This window comes from Hydrogenophaga sp. 2FB (genome assembly GCF_005503365.1).
Classification (GTDB): Bacteria; Pseudomonadota; Gammaproteobacteria; order Burkholderiales; family Burkholderiaceae_C; genus Hydrogenophaga.
Window position 1 is genome coordinate 1 of sequence record NZ_SCML01000014.1, and the last position, 14,958, is coordinate 14,958.

Consider the following 14,958-nt stretch of genomic DNA (forward strand, 5'->3'; position numbering starts at 1 on the left):
CGCCGGGACCTGGGGCGTTGCCGTTGCGCCGGGTGCGGGAGCGGTTGCCGCAGGTGGCGGTGTCGGGCGGGCCGTGGGCTGCGCGATGGCGGTTGCCGCGAGCGGGGTGTCGCTGCGATTCCACAGCCAGAACAGCGCGCCGGTGGCCAGCACGCCCACCAGAAGGCCGGTGCCCAGCAAACCGAGCGCGGCGGGCGATGGGGTCAGCGGCGCCGCCGTGCGTTGGCGGGACTTGGTCGGCGGTGTGTCGGTCTCGAACACCTCGCTGGCGGCTTTTTCGACCACCGCGCGTTCCACGCGTGGCTGGTTGGTCGCGTAGGCGCCAAGCAGGGCGCGGTCGCAGAGCAGGTTCACGCGGCGTGGCACGCCCCGTGTGATCTCGTGGATGCGCTTGAGCGCGACGCCGGAGAAGGGCAATGGTGCGCGAAGGCCGGCCACCTGCATGCGGTGGTGGATGTACTGGCGGGTCTCGTCCTCGTTGAGCGCGCTCAGGTGAAAGCGCGCGATCACGCGCTGGGCCAGTTGCTCGAGCTCCGGGCGGGCCAGGATTTCGCGCAATTCCGGCTGACCGATCAGGATGATCTGCAGCAGCTTGCGCTCGTTGGTTTCCAGGTTGGTGAGCAGGCGCAACTGCTCCAGCACGTGGGGTGAGAGGTTCTGCGCCTCGTCGATGATGAGCACATTGCGCTCACCCCTGGCATGGCTTTGCAGCAGGTACTCGTTGAGCGGATCGAGGTGGTCCTTGATCGTCGCGGGGCCGATGCCGTCGTGCTGGACGTCGAGATGAAACTCGCGGCAGATCGTCTTGAGCAGATCGCTGACGGTGAGTTTGGGGTTGAAGATGTAAGCGACGCGGCACTGCTCGGGAATCTGTTCGAGGAAACAGCGGCAGATGGTGGTCTTGCCCGCGCCGATCTCGCCGCTGAGCAGCACGAAACCGCCGCCACCGCGAATGCCATAGAGCAGGTGCGCCAAAGCCTCGCGATGGCGCTCGCTCATGAAGAGGTAGCGCGGATCGGGCGCGATGGAGAACGGGTCTTGCTTCAACCCGAAGAATTCGGCGTACATGCCCCGGAGCATAACGGGGCCGCCAGACGCGGGCAACGGCGCCCGGCCCGCGCCTCAAGGCGGGGTCGGGGCCGCCAGTGGCGAACCGATCAGGCCGCCAGGGCCATGCTGCGTTGCGCAGCCGATGCGGGGTACTTGGCGCTCGACGATTCCGAGCACTGGATGTCGCCGGAGAGCTGGCCGCCTTCTTCGATCACGACCTTGCCATAGACGATCTTGCCCGTGACCTTGCCGGTCTTGTAGATCACCAGCTTCTGGCGCACGGTGAGGTTGCCATCGAAAACGCCGTGGATTTCCGCGATGTCGATTTCGGCGGAGCCCTTGAATTCGCCTTGCTCGGCGATCTGAATGACGCGCGAGTCCATGGTCGCTTCGACCAGACCTTCCACCACCAGCGTGTCGCAGTCGGTGATTTCAACGCCCTTGAGCTTGATATTGGGTCCCACGGTGAGCTTGCTGCCGCCGCTTTCGGTTGCCGGCGTGCTGGCTGCGGTGGTGACCGGTTTGGCGAGATCCGCCTCAGGAGCGGGTGTGGCCAGCGTCTGCGCTTGGGGCTGCGTGGTGCCGCCGCTGGTGGTCGATTGGCCGTAGCGCTGTGTGGCCATGCCGCTGTTCAGGGTCTTGGGTTGATCGTCTCGTTTGCCAAAGTGCAATGCCATGCCAGCTCCTTCTATAAGTGAAGCGGTCATGCTAAGGGCCATGTCCCTTACATTCGCGTGCGTTCCGTAAGAGGGGTAACGAGATGAACCGTACATGCGGTTTCATTTGGGCGACGACGGCCTCTTGCGCTTTTCCGCTTCGCGTTTCTCGGTGTGCACCATCCTTGCGATGGTGATTGGTTGCGCGCGCAACCGGTTTTCGATAAAGTTGCGCGAGCAACCAGATTCACGCCATGACATCCAGACTGCCTTCTTCCGTTCCGGTGCTCATCGCCGGCGGTGGCCCTGTGGGGCTCACGTTGTCGGCTCTGCTGGCGCGAGAGGGCATGGCGAACCTCGTCATCGAGGCCGATGAGGGCTACTGCAGCGGCAGCCGTGCCATCTGCATGTCGCGGCGCTCGCAGGAAATCCTGGGCTGGGTGGGCGCGGACGCGCCGCTGGTGGCCAAGGGGCTGAGCTGGGTGGGTGGCCGCAGCCATTGGCGCGACACCGAGGTGCTGCATTTCGAAATGCCCTCCGAGCCCACGCAGCGCTTTGCGCCCATGGTCAACATCCAGCAGTTCTACGTGGAAGCGTTCGCCCACCGCGCGGCGCAGGCGATGGGCGATGCATCGCGCGTGCAATGGAGCAGCCGCGTGGTGGCGGTGCGCCCACAGCCCGATGGCGTGCTGGTGGATGTGGACACGCCCGAGGGCCGGCAGACGGTGCGGGCCGGCTTTGTCGTCGCGTGCGACGGCGGCCGCAGCACGGTGCGCGACCAGCTCGGCCTGCAGTTGCAGGGCACGCAGTACGACGGCAAGTACGTCATCGTCGACGTGGTGCAGAAAACGCGCCGCGCGGTGGAACGCCTGGCCTGGTTCGACCCGCCTTCCAACCCCGGCTCCACCATCCTCATGCACCGCCAGCCCGACGACGTCTGGCGCATCGACTACCAGATCCGCGACGACGAAGACCCGGTGGAGGCGGTCAAGCCCGAGAACGTGCTGCCGCGCGTGCAAAGCCACCTGGCCATGATCGGCGAGGACGAACCCTGGGAGCCGCTGTGGATCTCGATCTACAACGCCAAGTGCCTGACCCTGCCCAGCTACCGCCACGGCCGCGTGTTCTTCGCCGGCGATGCCGCGCACCTGGTGCCCATCTTCGGTGTGCGCGGGCTCAACTCGGGCCTGGACGACGCAGGCAACCTGGCCTGGAAACTCGCGCGGGTGCTGCGCGGCGAATCGCCCGATGCTTTGCTGGATTCGTATTCCACCGAGCGCGTGCACGCCGCGCGCGAGAACATCGACTACGGCGCCAAAAGCACCGAGTTCATGGCCCCGCCGAACTTCGCCTACCGGCTCATGCGCGAGGCCACACTGCGCCTGTCGGTGAACGATGCGCAGGTGCGCTCCCTCATCAACCCGCGCCAGTCGTCGCCCGTCACGTACGTGGGCTCCGCGCTGAACGCGGCGCAGGCGGGCCTTTGGGTCAACGACCTCGCCGCGCCCGGCGCGCCCGCACCCGAGGCCTTGCTGCAAGGCGTTGAAGGGCACTCCCACCTGAGCCAGCGCTTCGGCCGCGGCTTCGTGTGCCTGGCGTTTGGCGGCGCGGGGCCGGATCTCCGCGATCTCGGCATGGCGACGCTCGAACTGCCGCCCGACATCGACACCCTCGGCCAGGCCTGGCAACGTTACGGCTTGCGCGGCGCGGACGAAGCCGTGCTGGTGCTCGTGCGGCCCGACGGTTACGTGATGGGCCGCTGGCACGGCCTCGACCCCGCGCCGCTGCGCGCTGTACTGAAAGACACAGGAGTGCTCGCATGACCGAACCCGACCTGGACCAGGCCTACAGCGCCGTGTGCGAAGCGCTGTCGCAGGTGGGCGAAGCGCGCACGCCGCTGTTTCTGTCCATGCTGTGCCTGTCCTTGATGAGCCGCTTCGAGCGCGCCGACCAGGTGCAGCCCCTGATCGCCAACGCGTTGGCACAAAGCGAAAAGGCGTCGACCCATGCACCCTGACTCCCCCTCGCTGCAGGATTTCCTGACCTACCGCCTGCACAAGCTCAACAAGATCACCGACCGCCAGAGCACCGAGGCCTATGCCGCCATGGGGCTGGGCGTGGGCGAGGCACGCTGCCTGGCCGCGATCGGCGAGTTCGCCCCCCTCTCGGTGAACGATCTGGCCGCGCGCGCCAACCTGAACAAGGCCCAGGCCAGCCGGGCCGCGCAGATGCTGGTGGACCGCGAACTGGTGCTCAAGTCCGCGAGCGAAACGGACGCGCGTGGCGTCGTGCTCACGCCCACACGCACCGGTCGGGCGCTGTGGAAGCGCGTGATGCGCCTGATCGCGCAGCGCAATGCCGACATTTTTGGCTGCATGTCGCCGAACGAACAGCGACAGCTGGAAACATTTTTTGACCGACTGATTGCGCATTCCCGGAAGGACGGTGTCGGCGAATGAGCCGCTTCGGTATATAAAAATACCCGAGCTGGCCGCTCAAGCCGAAGCAATTGAAGTGGGCCTGCAGTCGTCTTGGTCCAAGGAGAACACCATATGCTGCGGAACGCGCCCCTGGTTTCCTATGTTCCCGTTCATGATCTGGAACGCGCCCGCCGGCTCTATGAGAACACGCTGGGCCTGGCTCCTGGCAAGCCGGAAGGCCCGGGCAGGCACTACACCTGCGCCAACGGCACCGCGTTCTTCATGTATCCCTCACCGGGCGCAGGCACGAACAAGGCCAGTTGCGCCTTCTGGCAGGTGGATGACATCCAGGCCGCGGTGGTCTGGCTGAAAGGTCGTGGTGTGGTGTTCGAGGAGTACGACACGCCGCAGATGAAGACGGTGAACAGCGTGTTTGCCGGCGGCGGCGCCCAAGCGGCCTGGTTCAAAGACACGGAAGGGAACATCATGGCCTTGGTGCAGGAAGGCGAGGGTTGAGTGTGGCGGGGCTGCCCCTGTGAGGGCGAAAGGGCCGATGAGTACCCCTGAACGCCCCTGAAACGAGGGTGGGCCGGTAAAATCACGGCTTTTCACGCGCCCGCGCTCCGGGTCTCTGTGCCAGCCCCATGAACGCCCCCATCGACGTCTCCTTCTTCGCGCGCGCCGCCAAGCCCATCACCAGCTACCGCCCGTATTGGGCCAAGCGGTTCGGCGTGGCGCCGTTCCTGCCGATGAGCCGCGCCGAAATGGAGCAGCTCGGCTGGGACAGCTGCGACATCATTCTGGTGACCGGCGACGCCTATGTGGACCACCCCAGCTTCGGCATGGCCGTGGTCGGTCGGGTGCTCGAATCGCAGGGGTTTCGCGTCGGCATCATCGCGCAGCCCGACTGGACCAGCGCCGAGGCCTTCAAGGCCCTGGGCAAGCCCAACCTGTTCTGGGGCGTGACCGCCGGGAACATGGATTCGATGATCAACCGCTACACGGCGGACCGCAAGATCCGCAGCGACGACGCCTACACCCCCGGCGACGTGGGCGGCAAGCGGCCCGACCGCGCGGCCATCGTCTACAGCCAGCGCTGCCGCGAGGCCTTCAAGGACGTGCCGATCGTGCTCGGTGGCATCGAAGGCAGCCTGCGCCGCATCGCCCACTACGACTACTGGAGCGACAAGGTGCGCCGCAGCGTGGTGGTGGACAGCAAGTGCGACCTGCTGCTGTACGGCAATGCGGAACGCGCGCTGGTGGAAGTGGCGCACCGCATCGCGGCGCGCGAGCCCGTCGAGCACATCACCGACGTGCGCGGCACCGCTTTCGTGCGCCGGCCAGGCGACCCGACCGCCGAGGGCTGGATCGAGATCGATTCGAGCGAGGTGGATGCGCCTGGGCGTGTGGACAGCCACATCAACCCTTACATGACGACGAGCGAGCAGGCGCAGTCGCAAGGGCAGACTTGCGCGAAGGAAGAGGGCGAGGGCGTTGCACCGGCCGAGGCCAGCCCCGCGATCCAGACGCTGAAGTTCGTGCCCAATCCGATGCTGCAAGGCAAGGGCAAGCTCAAGATGCCGCCGCGCGACCGCTCGGTGATCCGCCTGCCCAGCTACGAACAGGTCCGCAGCGACGCCGTGCTCTACGCCCACGCCAACCGTGTGCTGCACGTCGAAGCCAACCCCGGCAACGCGCGCGCGCTCGTGCAGGCGCACGGCGAAGGCGCCACCGCGCGCGACGTGTGGATCAACCCGCCGCCCATCCCGCTGACCACGGCCGAGATGGACCACGTGTTCGACCTGCCGTACGCCCGCAGCCCGCACCCGGCCTACGCCGACGAACACGGCAAGCACGACGGCGCGACCAAGATCCCGGCCTGGGAAATGATCCGCTTCAGCGTGAACATCATGCGCGGCTGCTTCGGCGGTTGCACCTTCTGCTCGATCACCGAACACGAAGGCCGCATCATCCAGAGCCGCTCGGAAGAGTCGATCATCAAGGAGGTGGAGGACATCCGCGACAAGGTGGAAGGCTTCACCGGCGTGGTGTCCGACCTCGGTGGTCCCACCGCCAACATGTACCGCCTGGGCTGCAAGTCGCCCGAGATCGAGGCTGCCTGCCGCAAGCCCAGCTGCGTGTATCCAGGCATCTGCTCCAACCTGCACACCGACCACGGCCCGCTGATCAAGATCTACCGCCGTGCGCGCGAGTTGCGCGGCATCAAGAAAATCCTGATCGGTTCCGGCCTGCGCTACGACCTCGCGGTGAAGAGCCCGGAATACGTGAAAGAGCTGGTGCAGCACCACGTGGGCGGTTACCTCAAGATCGCGCCCGAGCACACCGAAGGTGGGCCGCTGTCGAAGATGATGAAGCCCGGCATCGGCGCCTACGACAAGTTCAAGCAACTGTTCGAGAAGTTCAGCGAAGAGGCCGGCAAGAAGCAGTACCTCATTCCGTACTTCATCGCCGCGCACCCGGGCACGAGCGACGAGGACATGATGAACCTCGCGGTCTGGCTCAAGAAGAACGGTTTTCGCGCCGACCAGGTGCAGACCTTCTACCCCAGCCCCATGGCCACCGCGACGGCCATGTACCACACCAGCCTGAACCCGCTCAAGGGTATCCACCGCGACGAGCGCGCCGAGCGCGTGGACATCGTGCGGGGCGACAAGCGCCGCCGCCTGCACAAGGCTTTTCTGCGCTACCACGACCCGAACAACTGGCCGCTGCTGCGCGAAGCGCTCAAGACCATGGGCCGCGCCGACCTGATCGGCAACGGCAAGCACCATCTCATTCCCACGTTCCAGCCGATGACGGATGGCAGCTACCAGAGCGCGCGCCGCAAGAACAGCACGCCGGTGGGCAAGACGTCGGGCGGTCAGCCCACGAAGGGTCGCATGCTCACGCAGCACACCGGTCTGCCACCGCGTGTCACGGGTTCGGCGCCTGCGGGCGCGGGCAAGCGCAAGCCGCGCTGAAGCTCAGGCGGCGGGTGCGCTGCTGAGCGCTGGCCACAGAATCCAGGCCAGCAGGGCGCCCATGTTGACCGCCACGGTGCCCCAGTAGATCAGGCGAAAGGGTTGCTTGACGGTCTTGTGCCGCAGGATCTGCTGCGCGAACCACGCGCCCGGCCAGCCACCCACCACCGCCAGCGCATGCAACTGCTCCTCGGGCGTGCGCTGCGTTTCGTGGACGGCCGCGTCCTTGTCGCGCCAGTACATGTAGAACGTGGCGAGGTTGACCAGCACGACGGCCGTGAGGATGACCCAGGGGAAGCGGCCCATGCCGATGCCGACCAGCCACAGCAGCAACCAGAAGGCAATGAGGCCCAGACCGACCCACAGGGGCCGTTCCTCGCGCCGTTTCTGCCATTGCGAGCGCGAGCGAGACGCTGGCTGGCTGCGCGGCAGCAGCTGCGCTTCTGCAGGGATGGGCGGCGGCGCGGGTGGCTCGGTGATGATGGTGTTGCGCGCCGGCTCCACGGACAGCCCGCGCGGGCCCTTGCCGCCCACGTGGATGTCTTCGAACAACACCTTCAACCCTTCCTGGGGCTTGGCAGGGCCTGTGAAATCGCGCAGGTGGAAAAAGACGTCGGCCGGAATGTCGGGGCAGCGGATGAAGCCGAAGGCCTTCTCGCCGTCCCAACGCACAACGGTTCCCTGCTTTTTCTTCATGATCGCCTGTGTATGGGTTCGGATGGACAAGCCCGCTCGGTTGCGATGGTATCCCAAATGGCGCAAAATGCGCCAATCAGGAGATTTCCATGTCGTCTACCAGCAGCAGCGCATTTTCCTCGGTCAAGTTGCCCGCCGGGCTCGTGCGGCAGGCGCGTGAAGCCGCGCAGCCCCAGCGCCGCTCGGTGGCCGGTCAGATCGAATACTGGGCGACGCTCGGCCGCATCGCCGAAGAAACCGGCTTGACCGTGCAGGAAGCGCGTGAAGCCATCGCCCGGTACGACGCGGTGGCGCGCCATGCCGAGTCGGCCGATCCCGTCGACGCGATCGAAGCGCGCTTCCTCGCCGCCGAATCCAGCGGCCGTCTGGCCGACGCGGTGCGCCAGACCGTGCAGAGCAACCGCAGCAAGGCCACGGCAGCCCGTCGCGCTGCGTGACCCCACCGGTCTTCTATCTGCTGGCCGGCCCCAACGGGGCGGGCAAGTCCACGCTGTACCGCGCGGCGCTGGCCACCGGTCTGATCCCGCCGGAGGCCGAGTTCGTCAACGCCGATCTGTACGAGGCCGCGCACCTGCAGCACATCACCCACCCGGTGAAGCGTTCGGCCATGGCGCGGCAGTGGGCGGACGAGCGCCGCGCGGCCTGTCTGGCGGCGGGCGATTCCTTCGTGAGCGAGACCGTGTTCTCGCACCCGTCCAAGCTGGCCCTGCTCGACGCGGCCACGGCGGCGGGCTTTGCCGTGGTGCTGCTGGTGGTCTGTGTGGACGAGCCGCGGCATCTGCTGGCACGCGTGCAGCAGCGCGAACTGGAGGGCGGGCACAGCGTGCCGCCCGAGCGCATCCTGGCACGGTACCCGCGCACCTTGGCCAACCTGGCGCAGGCCGTTCGCCGGGTCGATCTGGCGCTGCTGTACGACACCTCGGGCCCACGCAACCGCGTGGTGCAGCCGCCGCGCCTGGTGGCGCGTTGCCGGGCCGGGCATGTGCGCTGGAAGAACCCGGAGCGCTGGCCGGGCTGGGCCGAGCGCCTGCTGGCTGACGTGCCCGAGGCGCCGTAGGTGCCGCGCCGCCCTTGTTGTTTACAGTGCATCCATGTCCGACGAATCGCAGATTGAAATCCCGCCATCCTTCATGGCGCTGTACCTCGCCCCCGGGCGCCAGAAGCCCAGCCTGCCGCATGCCGAGCTGGCCGCGCGCTACGAGCTGTGCGAAGACATGGCGCAGATGCTCACCGAGACCGCGCGCAACATGGAGTTCAGCCTGGGCATCACCGAATCCGACGTGCTCGCGCGCTGCGGGCAGGGTCTGCGGGTCGAGCCCACGGTGGTGAGCGAAGCCGAGTCGCAGTGGGTGGTGCGGCGTCTGGCCGAGTTGCTGGATTGGCGTCTGCCGGTGGGCGACGCCGAGCGCTGATCCCGATCAGCGGCGCGAGCCCATGCGCAGCCACATCAGGCAGGCGAACGCGCTGAGCCCCAACGCGCTGGAGATCCACAGAGCACCCGTGCCCCAGCGTTCGATGCAGACGCCAAACGCCAGCGGCGCAAAAGCCTGTGCCACGCGCGAGGGCGCCATGATCAGCCCCTGGCGTTGGCCGTAGCCCGCGGCACCGAAGTACGCCAGTGGCAGCGTGCCCTTGGCGATGGTGAGAATGCCGTTGCCCGCGCCGTGCAGGATGGCAAAGAACGGCCCGGCCACTGGGCCGAGCAGCATCCAGCACACCGCACCCAGTGGGTGACCCAGGGTGGCCGCGCGTGCGGCCAGCAAGGGGTGCATGCGGCGCAGCAGGCCGAATTCGAGCAAGCGGCCTGCCACCTGCGCGGGGCCCACCAGCGCGCCCATGGCCAGCGCACCCGCCAGCGTGGCGCCACTGGCCACCAGCAGGGTCGGCAAGTGCGCGGCCATCGCGGTGCTCACGAACCATGTGGCGGCAAACACATAGGCCAAGACCCCTGCGGTCCAGGGGTGGGGCGGTGGTGCCGTTGGCGCGCTGTCGTGGTCGGTCGAAGGCTCGGGCGCGGTGGTGCGCGTGGGTTCGGACGGCGCCTGAGTTCCCGGAATGCTGGCGTTCAGCGGCAGGCCGAGCAGCAAGTGCAAGGCCGCCCAGCCCAGGCAGGCGCCGCGCCAGCCGAACCCCGCTTCCATCCAGCTGCTCAGCGGCCAGCCGACGGTGCTGGCAAAGCCGGCGATGAGGGTGATGCCGGTGATGGACGCGCGCGCCTCTCGGCCCTTGAGCCGCACCAGCGCCGCGAAGGCGGCCTCGTACAAGCCGCTGCCCATCACCACGCCGATCACCAGCCAGGCCAACACCAGGCTCACCACGCCCTGCACTTGCGAGAGGGCCGTCAACCCCAGCGCGCAGAGCACGCTGGTGCCCATCAAAACGGGGCGGCCGCCCCAGCGGTCAATGGCTCGGCCGGCGAACGGACCGAGCGCGGCCGAGAGCAAGAGCGCGGCTGAGTAGGCTCCCCACACGTAGGCCACCGGCAGGCCCAGCCCCTGGGCCATGGGCACGGCGAGCAGGGCGGGCAGGTAGTAGGTGGAGGCCCAGGCCAGGGTTTGTGCCGTGCCCAGGCGCAGCACGAGGAGCCCGTCGCGTGAGACGCCGGCCATGGACGTGCTCAGGTGATGTCGAAGGCGTGGAACCCGAAGCGGCCTTGCCGGCGATCGGCGAAGTAGTGTTCCAGCGTTTCCTTGACGGTGCGAAAGGCGATCTCGTCCCAGGGGATCTGGTCTTCGGTGAACAGCCGTGCCTCGATGGTTTCGTGGCCGGGATTGAACTGGTCGCTGAGCAGGCGTGCGCGGTAGTACATGTGCACCTGGCCCACGCGCGCTACGTTCATCAGCGTGAAGATGTCGCCGATCTCATACTGCGCGCCGGCTTCTTCGTCGGTTTCGCGGGCCGCGCCCTCGGCGGTGGTTTCGCCGAGCTCCATGAAGCCGGCCGGCAAGGTCCATTTGCCCCAGCGCGGTTCGATATTGCGCTTGCAGAGCAACACGTACTCGCCCGAATCGCCCCACACCGGCACCGTGCCGACCACATTGAGCGGGTTGTCGTAGTGCACCGTGTGGCACGACGGGCAAACGGCGCGCATTCGGGTGTCGCCGTCATCAGGAAGACGCATGTCGACGGCGGTGCCGCAATTGCGGCAATGTTTGGCGGGAAAGCGCTGCATCGCGGCAGTTTACTGAGTTTCCGCCGGCCATCTGGATGGGGGCGCTGTCGTTGAACTGTCACATAGGCGGCGCAGCCCGGCGACACACGCGCACAGCAACTCGCCACCCAACCCCTTGCCGGCAAAGCCGGCGTCACAGGATCGAATCGAGCGTTTCCTTGAGCCGCGACCGAGCGGAGTTCAGTGCCACGATTTCCGCATCCGAGGTGTTGAAGTCGTAGCCGCGCACCAGACGGGTGATCAGCGCATCGATCTGCGTGTGCATGGCGGTGATCTGTGTGTGTATGGCATCGATCTGGTCGCCGTCGGCGTCGCTGCCCAACGGCTCGGTGGGCGAGGCCGTGGCGACCCTGGCGTATTCCTGCAACGCCAGCCGCTTCACCATGCTTTCGTCGATGGGGTTTTTGAGAAGTTCCTTGCACAGACGGGTTCCGGCATCCTGTTGTTGCACGGCGGCTTGTTCAACCGCTTTTCGAAACGCGGCCAAGGTTGCGGTGTTCATGTGAGGTTGGAGCAGGGTGCATTTGTGCAGCAGCATGTGCAGGTGGGCGAACGGTTGTGCCGCGAGATGCTCTGCAAGCGACTTGTCCTGCAGCGCGACGCCCATCTTCTGTTCGATGGATCGGGCACTGGCCTTCAATCTGGTCTCGTGGGTGGCGCTCATCGCGGTACAGACGTCGCGCACGCCCGAGGCGTAGGCCTCCTCCATGGCCACATACTTTTTCATGTCTTGGTTGAGCTCAGCCACCCTCCGGGCGCGCAGGGCGCCGTCGTCAAGGTAGCGCGCCAGCATGCCGAACGCGCTGTTCGCTGCGACGTATTGATGCGCCCAATCCGCGTGCCTGGCATGGTCATACGTGCCGTCCGGGGTGGCCGCCGGGAGGTAGGTGGTGAGGTCCTTGACCTCCGGGGGAATCTTTTGCAGCAGTTCGTCAACCGCTTTGTAGTTTCTGGATTCAGCAGCCTTCAGCAAGCCGTCGCGCACATACACCTGCATCAGGAGGGTGACGGCGTCTTGAGCGTCGACCCTGTCCGTGGTCGTTGTGCCCGTGGTGACCGTAGTGGTCGTCGTATCCGTTGTTGTCCATACCGTGGCGGTTGATGTGGCGGTTGACGTGGCCGTCGACGTGGTGTCCGTCGTGGTCTGAGAGGTGTTGGATCTCGCGTCGCTCTCTCTGCGTTGCGGTCCGATTTCCACCGTTCCACGGCCGACGCCGCTGGCGGTGTGCCCGTGCCAATCCCCGGTGGGCTTGGGCCGCGGCGTGGAGCGGGTGCTTTCACTGGTCGACCGCTGCACAGGCTTGCGATAGGCATGTACCTTCGACGGGCGGGCGCTCTCCGGGTCGTGGCTGTGCGCGTAGACCTCCCAATCCTTGGCGATCCAGCCCAGCATCTGCTCGCAGTCGGGGTCGTTCAGTTGCGCCTGAACGGTCTTGGCGCGCAGGCTCAGATCGCTGGCAAACTCGGCCGTCCTGGCGGGGGTCTGGCTTTTGAATCCCATGTAGAGCGCCAATTTTTGGGGCATCTCGTCTTCGAGGTGCAGGAAGCGCTTGTTTTCGGTGATCAAGGCTTGCAGGCATTGTTTGACCTGGGTGACATCGGGCCCATCCGGACGGTGCAACTCGTCCACCAGCCTGTCCCGGTGTTCCTCGACGCAGCGTGTTGAAGCCCGTCCGCGCGCGTTCTGCAAGGCCGTTGCATCCAGGACCACGGTGAATGGAACGCGTTGATCGGGTGGCGTCGGGGCAGGACGGCTGAGCGCCGTGGCACGTGTACCTGCGTTGCCCGTCGGAACGGGAATGCCTTTGTCGGTCGAAGGCGCGAGAGGGGTGGGTGTGGCCGTGTTGGGGCCCGAGGTGTTGAGAGACAAGCAGTGAACTCCGTCAAGGAAGACCGGTGGTTCCGGTCGGGACAGGCGCGGAGATCCGTGATGTCGATGCGCGCCTTGCGTGCGCTCTGTGTGACGAGGGGCCCCGTGTGGTTCCCGCCTTTGCTTCGGGATCGATGGAAGGGGCTCGGGCGGCCGATCCATTGCCTGCAGTGAATCTGGCGCGCGCGCGGATGGCGAAAAAAAGCCGGGCAGGAGCCCGGCTTGTTCGAGAGCGCGCAGCGCCAGCGCTCAGACCTTCTTCGTGTGTTTGACGATCAAGGCCTTGGCGGTGTCGAGCAGCTTCTTGCCGTCGAAGCCGCGCTTGTCCATGTCCTGCACCCACTCCACCTCCACGAGGCGTGCCTTGCGCTTGAACTCCTGCGCTTCGGCCGATGGAATGGTGTAGATGCTGTTGCCCTGCTTGACGGCCTGCGCGCGCGCGGGCGCGTCGCCGGCCTGTTGCACCTTGCCCAGCCAGCCCGAGGTTTCGATGCCGGAGTTCTTGTCGATGATGGCCTTGAGGTCGGGCGGCAGCGAGGCGTATTTGTTCTTGTTCATGCCCATCACGAAGGTGGTGGTGTAGAGCGCGCCGCCGGCGGGATCGAACTCGCTGTGGAACTTGGTGAGCTCGTGCACTTTCACCGAAGGCACCACTTCCCAGGGGATCACGCAGCCGTCGATCACACCCTTGGACAGCGCATCGGGAATCTGCGGCAGCGGCATGCCCACGGGAATCGCACCCAGGTAACCGAGCATCTTGGTGATCTGGCGGGTGGGGCCGCGCACCTTGGAGCCGCGCAGGTCTTCGGCGGTCTTGATCTGCTTGCTGCGCATGTGGAACATGCCTGGGCCGTGCACCTGCAGCGCGATGGGCTGGACCTCCTTGTACTCATCGGGCGCCATCGTGGTGATGTATTCCCAGAACGCTTTGGAGGTGGCTTCGGCGTTGCTCATCATGAACGGCAGCTCGAACACTTCGGTGCGCGGGAAGCGGCCTGGGGTGTTGCCAGGCAGCGTCCACACGATGTCGACCACGCCATCGCGCGCCTGGTCGAACAGTTGCAGCGGCGTGCCGCCCAATTGCATGGCGGGGTAGGCTTCGAACTTGATGCGCCCGCCCGAGTCCTTCTCGACCTTGTCCATCCAGGCCTTGTGCATGTTGAGCCACACGTTGGACTGCGGCGCCATGAAGGTGTGGAATTTGAGCGTGACGCTTTGCTGGGCAAAGCCCACGAGCGCGGGCGCGCCGAGGGCAACGGCCGCGCCGGACTGGAGCAGGGTTCTGCGCTGGATCATGTGAAAGGTCTCCTGGAGTGTCTGAGAAAAAGATGAGAGCAGATTACCCAGTGGAGGCGGGCGCAACCACAGGTCTTACCCTTGAATTCGCCCGCGCTGCGGGGCGTCAGGCCACCTTGACTGTGATCGGCTTGAGACCGTCCACACCGCCTTGCATGAGATCGCCGCTGACCACCGCGTTCACCCCCTCGGGGGTGCCGGTGTAAATCAGATCGCCGGGTTGCAGTTCCCAGGCGGCCGAGAGGTGCTCGATGGTTTCGGCCACGCTCCAGATCAGCTTGGCCACGGTGCTGCGCTGGCGGTCCGCACCGTTGACCTGCAACCAGATCGGCGCCTGGTTGACGTCACCGGCTTGCGCGGTGGGCGTGATGGGACCGATGGGCGCGGATTCGTCGAAGGCCTTGCCGATGCACCAGGGACGGCCTTGTTTCTTCATGTCGTTCTGCAGGTCGCGGCGCGTCATGTCCAGGCCCACGGCGTAGCCGTAGATGTGCTTCGCGGCGTCGGCGGCCTTGATGTTCTTGCCACCGGTGCCGATGGCGACCACGAGTTCGATTTCGTGGTGCAGGTTGCCGGTGAGGCTGGGGTAGGGGATGGAGGCGGTCTGTCCGGCGTCGACCACCACGATGGCGTCGGCTGGCTTGAGGAAGAAGAACGGCGGCTCGCGGCCGGTGAAGCCCATTTCCTTGGCGTGTTCCTCGTAGTTGCGGCCCACGCAGTAGATGCGGTGAACGGGAAAACGCTCGGCGCGGCCCACGACGGGCACGCTCACGGTGGCGGGAGGGGCGAAGGTGAAACGGCTGTCTGACATGGGGGC

General features: G+C 66.3%; 16 protein-coding genes. 8 read left to right on the forward strand and 8 right to left on the reverse strand.

Annotated elements, in window-relative coordinates:
* Positions 1-1,068: ExeA family protein (locus FFS09_RS10310; RefSeq protein WP_171019963.1), on the reverse strand; the 1,068-nt coding region annotated here is incomplete at its 3' end.
* Positions 1,069-1,157: 89 nt separating this feature from the next.
* The gene (locus FFS09_RS10315; protein ID WP_137918783.1) at positions 1,158-1,727 is read right to left on the reverse strand and encodes a bactofilin family protein; all 570 of its coding nucleotides are present in this window, start codon (positions 1,725-1,727) and stop codon (positions 1,158-1,160) included.
* 233 nt (positions 1,728-1,960) lie between these two features.
* Between FFS09_RS10315 and FFS09_RS10320 the strand changes: the two genes are divergently transcribed.
* From FFS09_RS10320 to FFS09_RS10340, 5 genes are all read left to right on the forward strand, one after another.
* The gene (locus FFS09_RS10320) at positions 1,961-3,529 is read left to right on the forward strand and encodes an FAD-dependent monooxygenase (RefSeq protein WP_137918784.1); all 1,569 of its coding nucleotides are present in this window, start codon (positions 1,961-1,963) and stop codon (positions 3,527-3,529) included.
* Complete coding sequence (locus FFS09_RS10325) at positions 3,526-3,723, forward strand: hypothetical protein (protein ID WP_137918785.1); 198 nt, start codon at positions 3,526-3,528, stop codon at positions 3,721-3,723. The genes FFS09_RS10320 and FFS09_RS10325 overlap by 4 nt, the downstream gene beginning before the upstream one ends.
* Positions 3,713-4,165: a MarR family winged helix-turn-helix transcriptional regulator gene (locus FFS09_RS10330; RefSeq protein WP_137918786.1), complete on the forward strand. Its 453-nt coding sequence runs from the start codon at positions 3,713-3,715 to the stop codon at positions 4,163-4,165. The genes FFS09_RS10325 and FFS09_RS10330 overlap by 11 nt, the downstream gene beginning before the upstream one ends.
* A 93-nt stretch (positions 4,166-4,258) precedes the next feature.
* Complete coding sequence (locus tag FFS09_RS10335; RefSeq protein WP_137918787.1) at positions 4,259-4,642, forward strand: VOC family protein; 384 nt, start codon at positions 4,259-4,261, stop codon at positions 4,640-4,642.
* A 128-nt stretch (positions 4,643-4,770) separates the two neighbouring features.
* A complete protein-coding gene (locus FFS09_RS10340; RefSeq protein ID WP_137918788.1) occupies positions 4,771-7,107 on the forward strand; it encodes a YgiQ family radical SAM protein in 2,337 nt (778 codons plus the stop codon).
* 3 nt (positions 7,108-7,110) lie between these two features.
* Here the strand turns inward: FFS09_RS10340 and FFS09_RS10345 are convergent, their stop codons facing one another.
* Complete coding sequence (locus FFS09_RS10345) at positions 7,111-7,803, reverse strand: DUF1294 domain-containing protein (protein WP_137918789.1); 693 nt, start codon at positions 7,801-7,803, stop codon at positions 7,111-7,113.
* A gap of 89 nt (positions 7,804-7,892) precedes the next feature.
* Between FFS09_RS10345 and FFS09_RS10350 the strand changes: the two genes are divergently transcribed.
* Genes FFS09_RS10350 through FFS09_RS10360 form a run of 3 tightly spaced genes read left to right on the forward strand, consistent with a single transcriptional unit; the run spans position 7,893 to position 9,215 of the window.
* Positions 7,893-8,240, forward strand: coding sequence for a TA system antitoxin ParD family protein (locus tag FFS09_RS10350; protein ID WP_137918790.1), 348 nt, complete (start codon positions 7,893-7,895; stop codon positions 8,238-8,240).
* On the forward strand, positions 8,237-8,860 hold the full coding sequence (locus tag FFS09_RS10355; RefSeq protein ID WP_137918791.1) for an ATPase: 624 nt from the start codon (positions 8,237-8,239) through the stop codon (positions 8,858-8,860). Before FFS09_RS10350 ends, FFS09_RS10355 begins: the two co-directional genes overlap by 4 nt.
* A 34-nt stretch (positions 8,861-8,894) precedes the next feature.
* Complete coding sequence (locus FFS09_RS10360) at positions 8,895-9,215, forward strand: ATPase with chaperone activity (RefSeq protein ID WP_137918792.1); 321 nt, start codon at positions 8,895-8,897, stop codon at positions 9,213-9,215.
* Between the two features lie 6 nt (positions 9,216-9,221).
* Here the strand turns inward: FFS09_RS10360 and FFS09_RS10365 are convergent, their stop codons facing one another.
* From FFS09_RS10365 to FFS09_RS10385, 5 genes are all read right to left on the reverse strand, one after another.
* Positions 9,222-10,412: an MFS transporter gene (locus FFS09_RS10365; protein ID WP_137918793.1), complete on the reverse strand. Its 1,191-nt coding sequence runs from the start codon at positions 10,410-10,412 to the stop codon at positions 9,222-9,224.
* Positions 10,413-10,420: 8 nt separating this feature from the next.
* Positions 10,421-10,975: an NUDIX hydrolase gene (locus FFS09_RS10370; RefSeq protein WP_137918794.1), complete on the reverse strand. Its 555-nt coding sequence runs from the start codon at positions 10,973-10,975 to the stop codon at positions 10,421-10,423.
* A gap of 133 nt (positions 10,976-11,108) precedes the next feature.
* Positions 11,109-12,845 (reverse strand): hypothetical protein, encoded by a 1,737-nt coding sequence (locus FFS09_RS10375; protein ID WP_137918795.1) that lies wholly within the window; start codon positions 12,843-12,845, stop codon positions 11,109-11,111.
* A gap of 249 nt (positions 12,846-13,094) precedes the next feature.
* Positions 13,095-14,141, reverse strand: coding sequence for a TRAP transporter substrate-binding protein (locus tag FFS09_RS10380; protein ID WP_137918796.1), 1,047 nt, complete (start codon positions 14,139-14,141; stop codon positions 13,095-13,097).
* A 106-nt stretch (positions 14,142-14,247) separates the two neighbouring features.
* On the reverse strand, positions 14,248-14,952 hold the full coding sequence (locus FFS09_RS10385) for a fumarylacetoacetate hydrolase family protein (RefSeq protein ID WP_137918797.1): 705 nt from the start codon (positions 14,950-14,952) through the stop codon (positions 14,248-14,250).
* Positions 14,953-14,958: the final 6 nt, after the last annotated feature.

What these genes read in the sequence shown, in the direction of transcription:
- FFS09_RS10315 (WP_137918783.1), bottom strand. Translation starts at nt 1,727, where the DNA reads ATGGCATTGCACTTTGGCAAACGAGACGATCAACCCAAGACCCTGAAC.
- FFS09_RS10320 (WP_137918784.1), top strand. Translation starts at nt 1,961, where the DNA reads ATGACATCCAGACTGCCTTCTTCCGTTCCGGTGCTCATCGCCGGCGGT.
- FFS09_RS10325 (WP_137918785.1), top strand. Translation starts at nt 3,526, where the DNA reads ATGACCGAACCCGACCTGGACCAGGCCTACAGCGCCGTGTGCGAAGCG.
- FFS09_RS10330 (WP_137918786.1), top strand. Translation starts at nt 3,713, where the DNA reads ATGCACCCTGACTCCCCCTCGCTGCAGGATTTCCTGACCTACCGCCTG.
- FFS09_RS10335 (WP_137918787.1), top strand. Translation starts at nt 4,259, where the DNA reads ATGCTGCGGAACGCGCCCCTGGTTTCCTATGTTCCCGTTCATGATCTG.
- FFS09_RS10340 (WP_137918788.1), top strand. Translation starts at nt 4,771, where the DNA reads ATGAACGCCCCCATCGACGTCTCCTTCTTCGCGCGCGCCGCCAAGCCC.
- FFS09_RS10345 (WP_137918789.1), bottom strand. Translation starts at nt 7,803, where the DNA reads ATGAAGAAAAAGCAGGGAACCGTTGTGCGTTGGGACGGCGAGAAGGCC.
- FFS09_RS10350 (WP_137918790.1), top strand. Translation starts at nt 7,893, where the DNA reads ATGTCGTCTACCAGCAGCAGCGCATTTTCCTCGGTCAAGTTGCCCGCC.
- FFS09_RS10360 (WP_137918792.1), top strand. Translation starts at nt 8,895, where the DNA reads ATGTCCGACGAATCGCAGATTGAAATCCCGCCATCCTTCATGGCGCTG.
- FFS09_RS10365 (WP_137918793.1), bottom strand. Translation starts at nt 10,412, where the DNA reads ATGGCCGGCGTCTCACGCGACGGGCTCCTCGTGCTGCGCCTGGGCACG.
- FFS09_RS10370 (WP_137918794.1), bottom strand. Translation starts at nt 10,975, where the DNA reads ATGCAGCGCTTTCCCGCCAAACATTGCCGCAATTGCGGCACCGCCGTC.
- FFS09_RS10380 (WP_137918796.1), bottom strand. Translation starts at nt 14,141, where the DNA reads ATGATCCAGCGCAGAACCCTGCTCCAGTCCGGCGCGGCCGTTGCCCTC.
- FFS09_RS10385 (WP_137918797.1), bottom strand. Translation starts at nt 14,952, where the DNA reads ATGTCAGACAGCCGTTTCACCTTCGCCCCTCCCGCCACCGTGAGCGTG.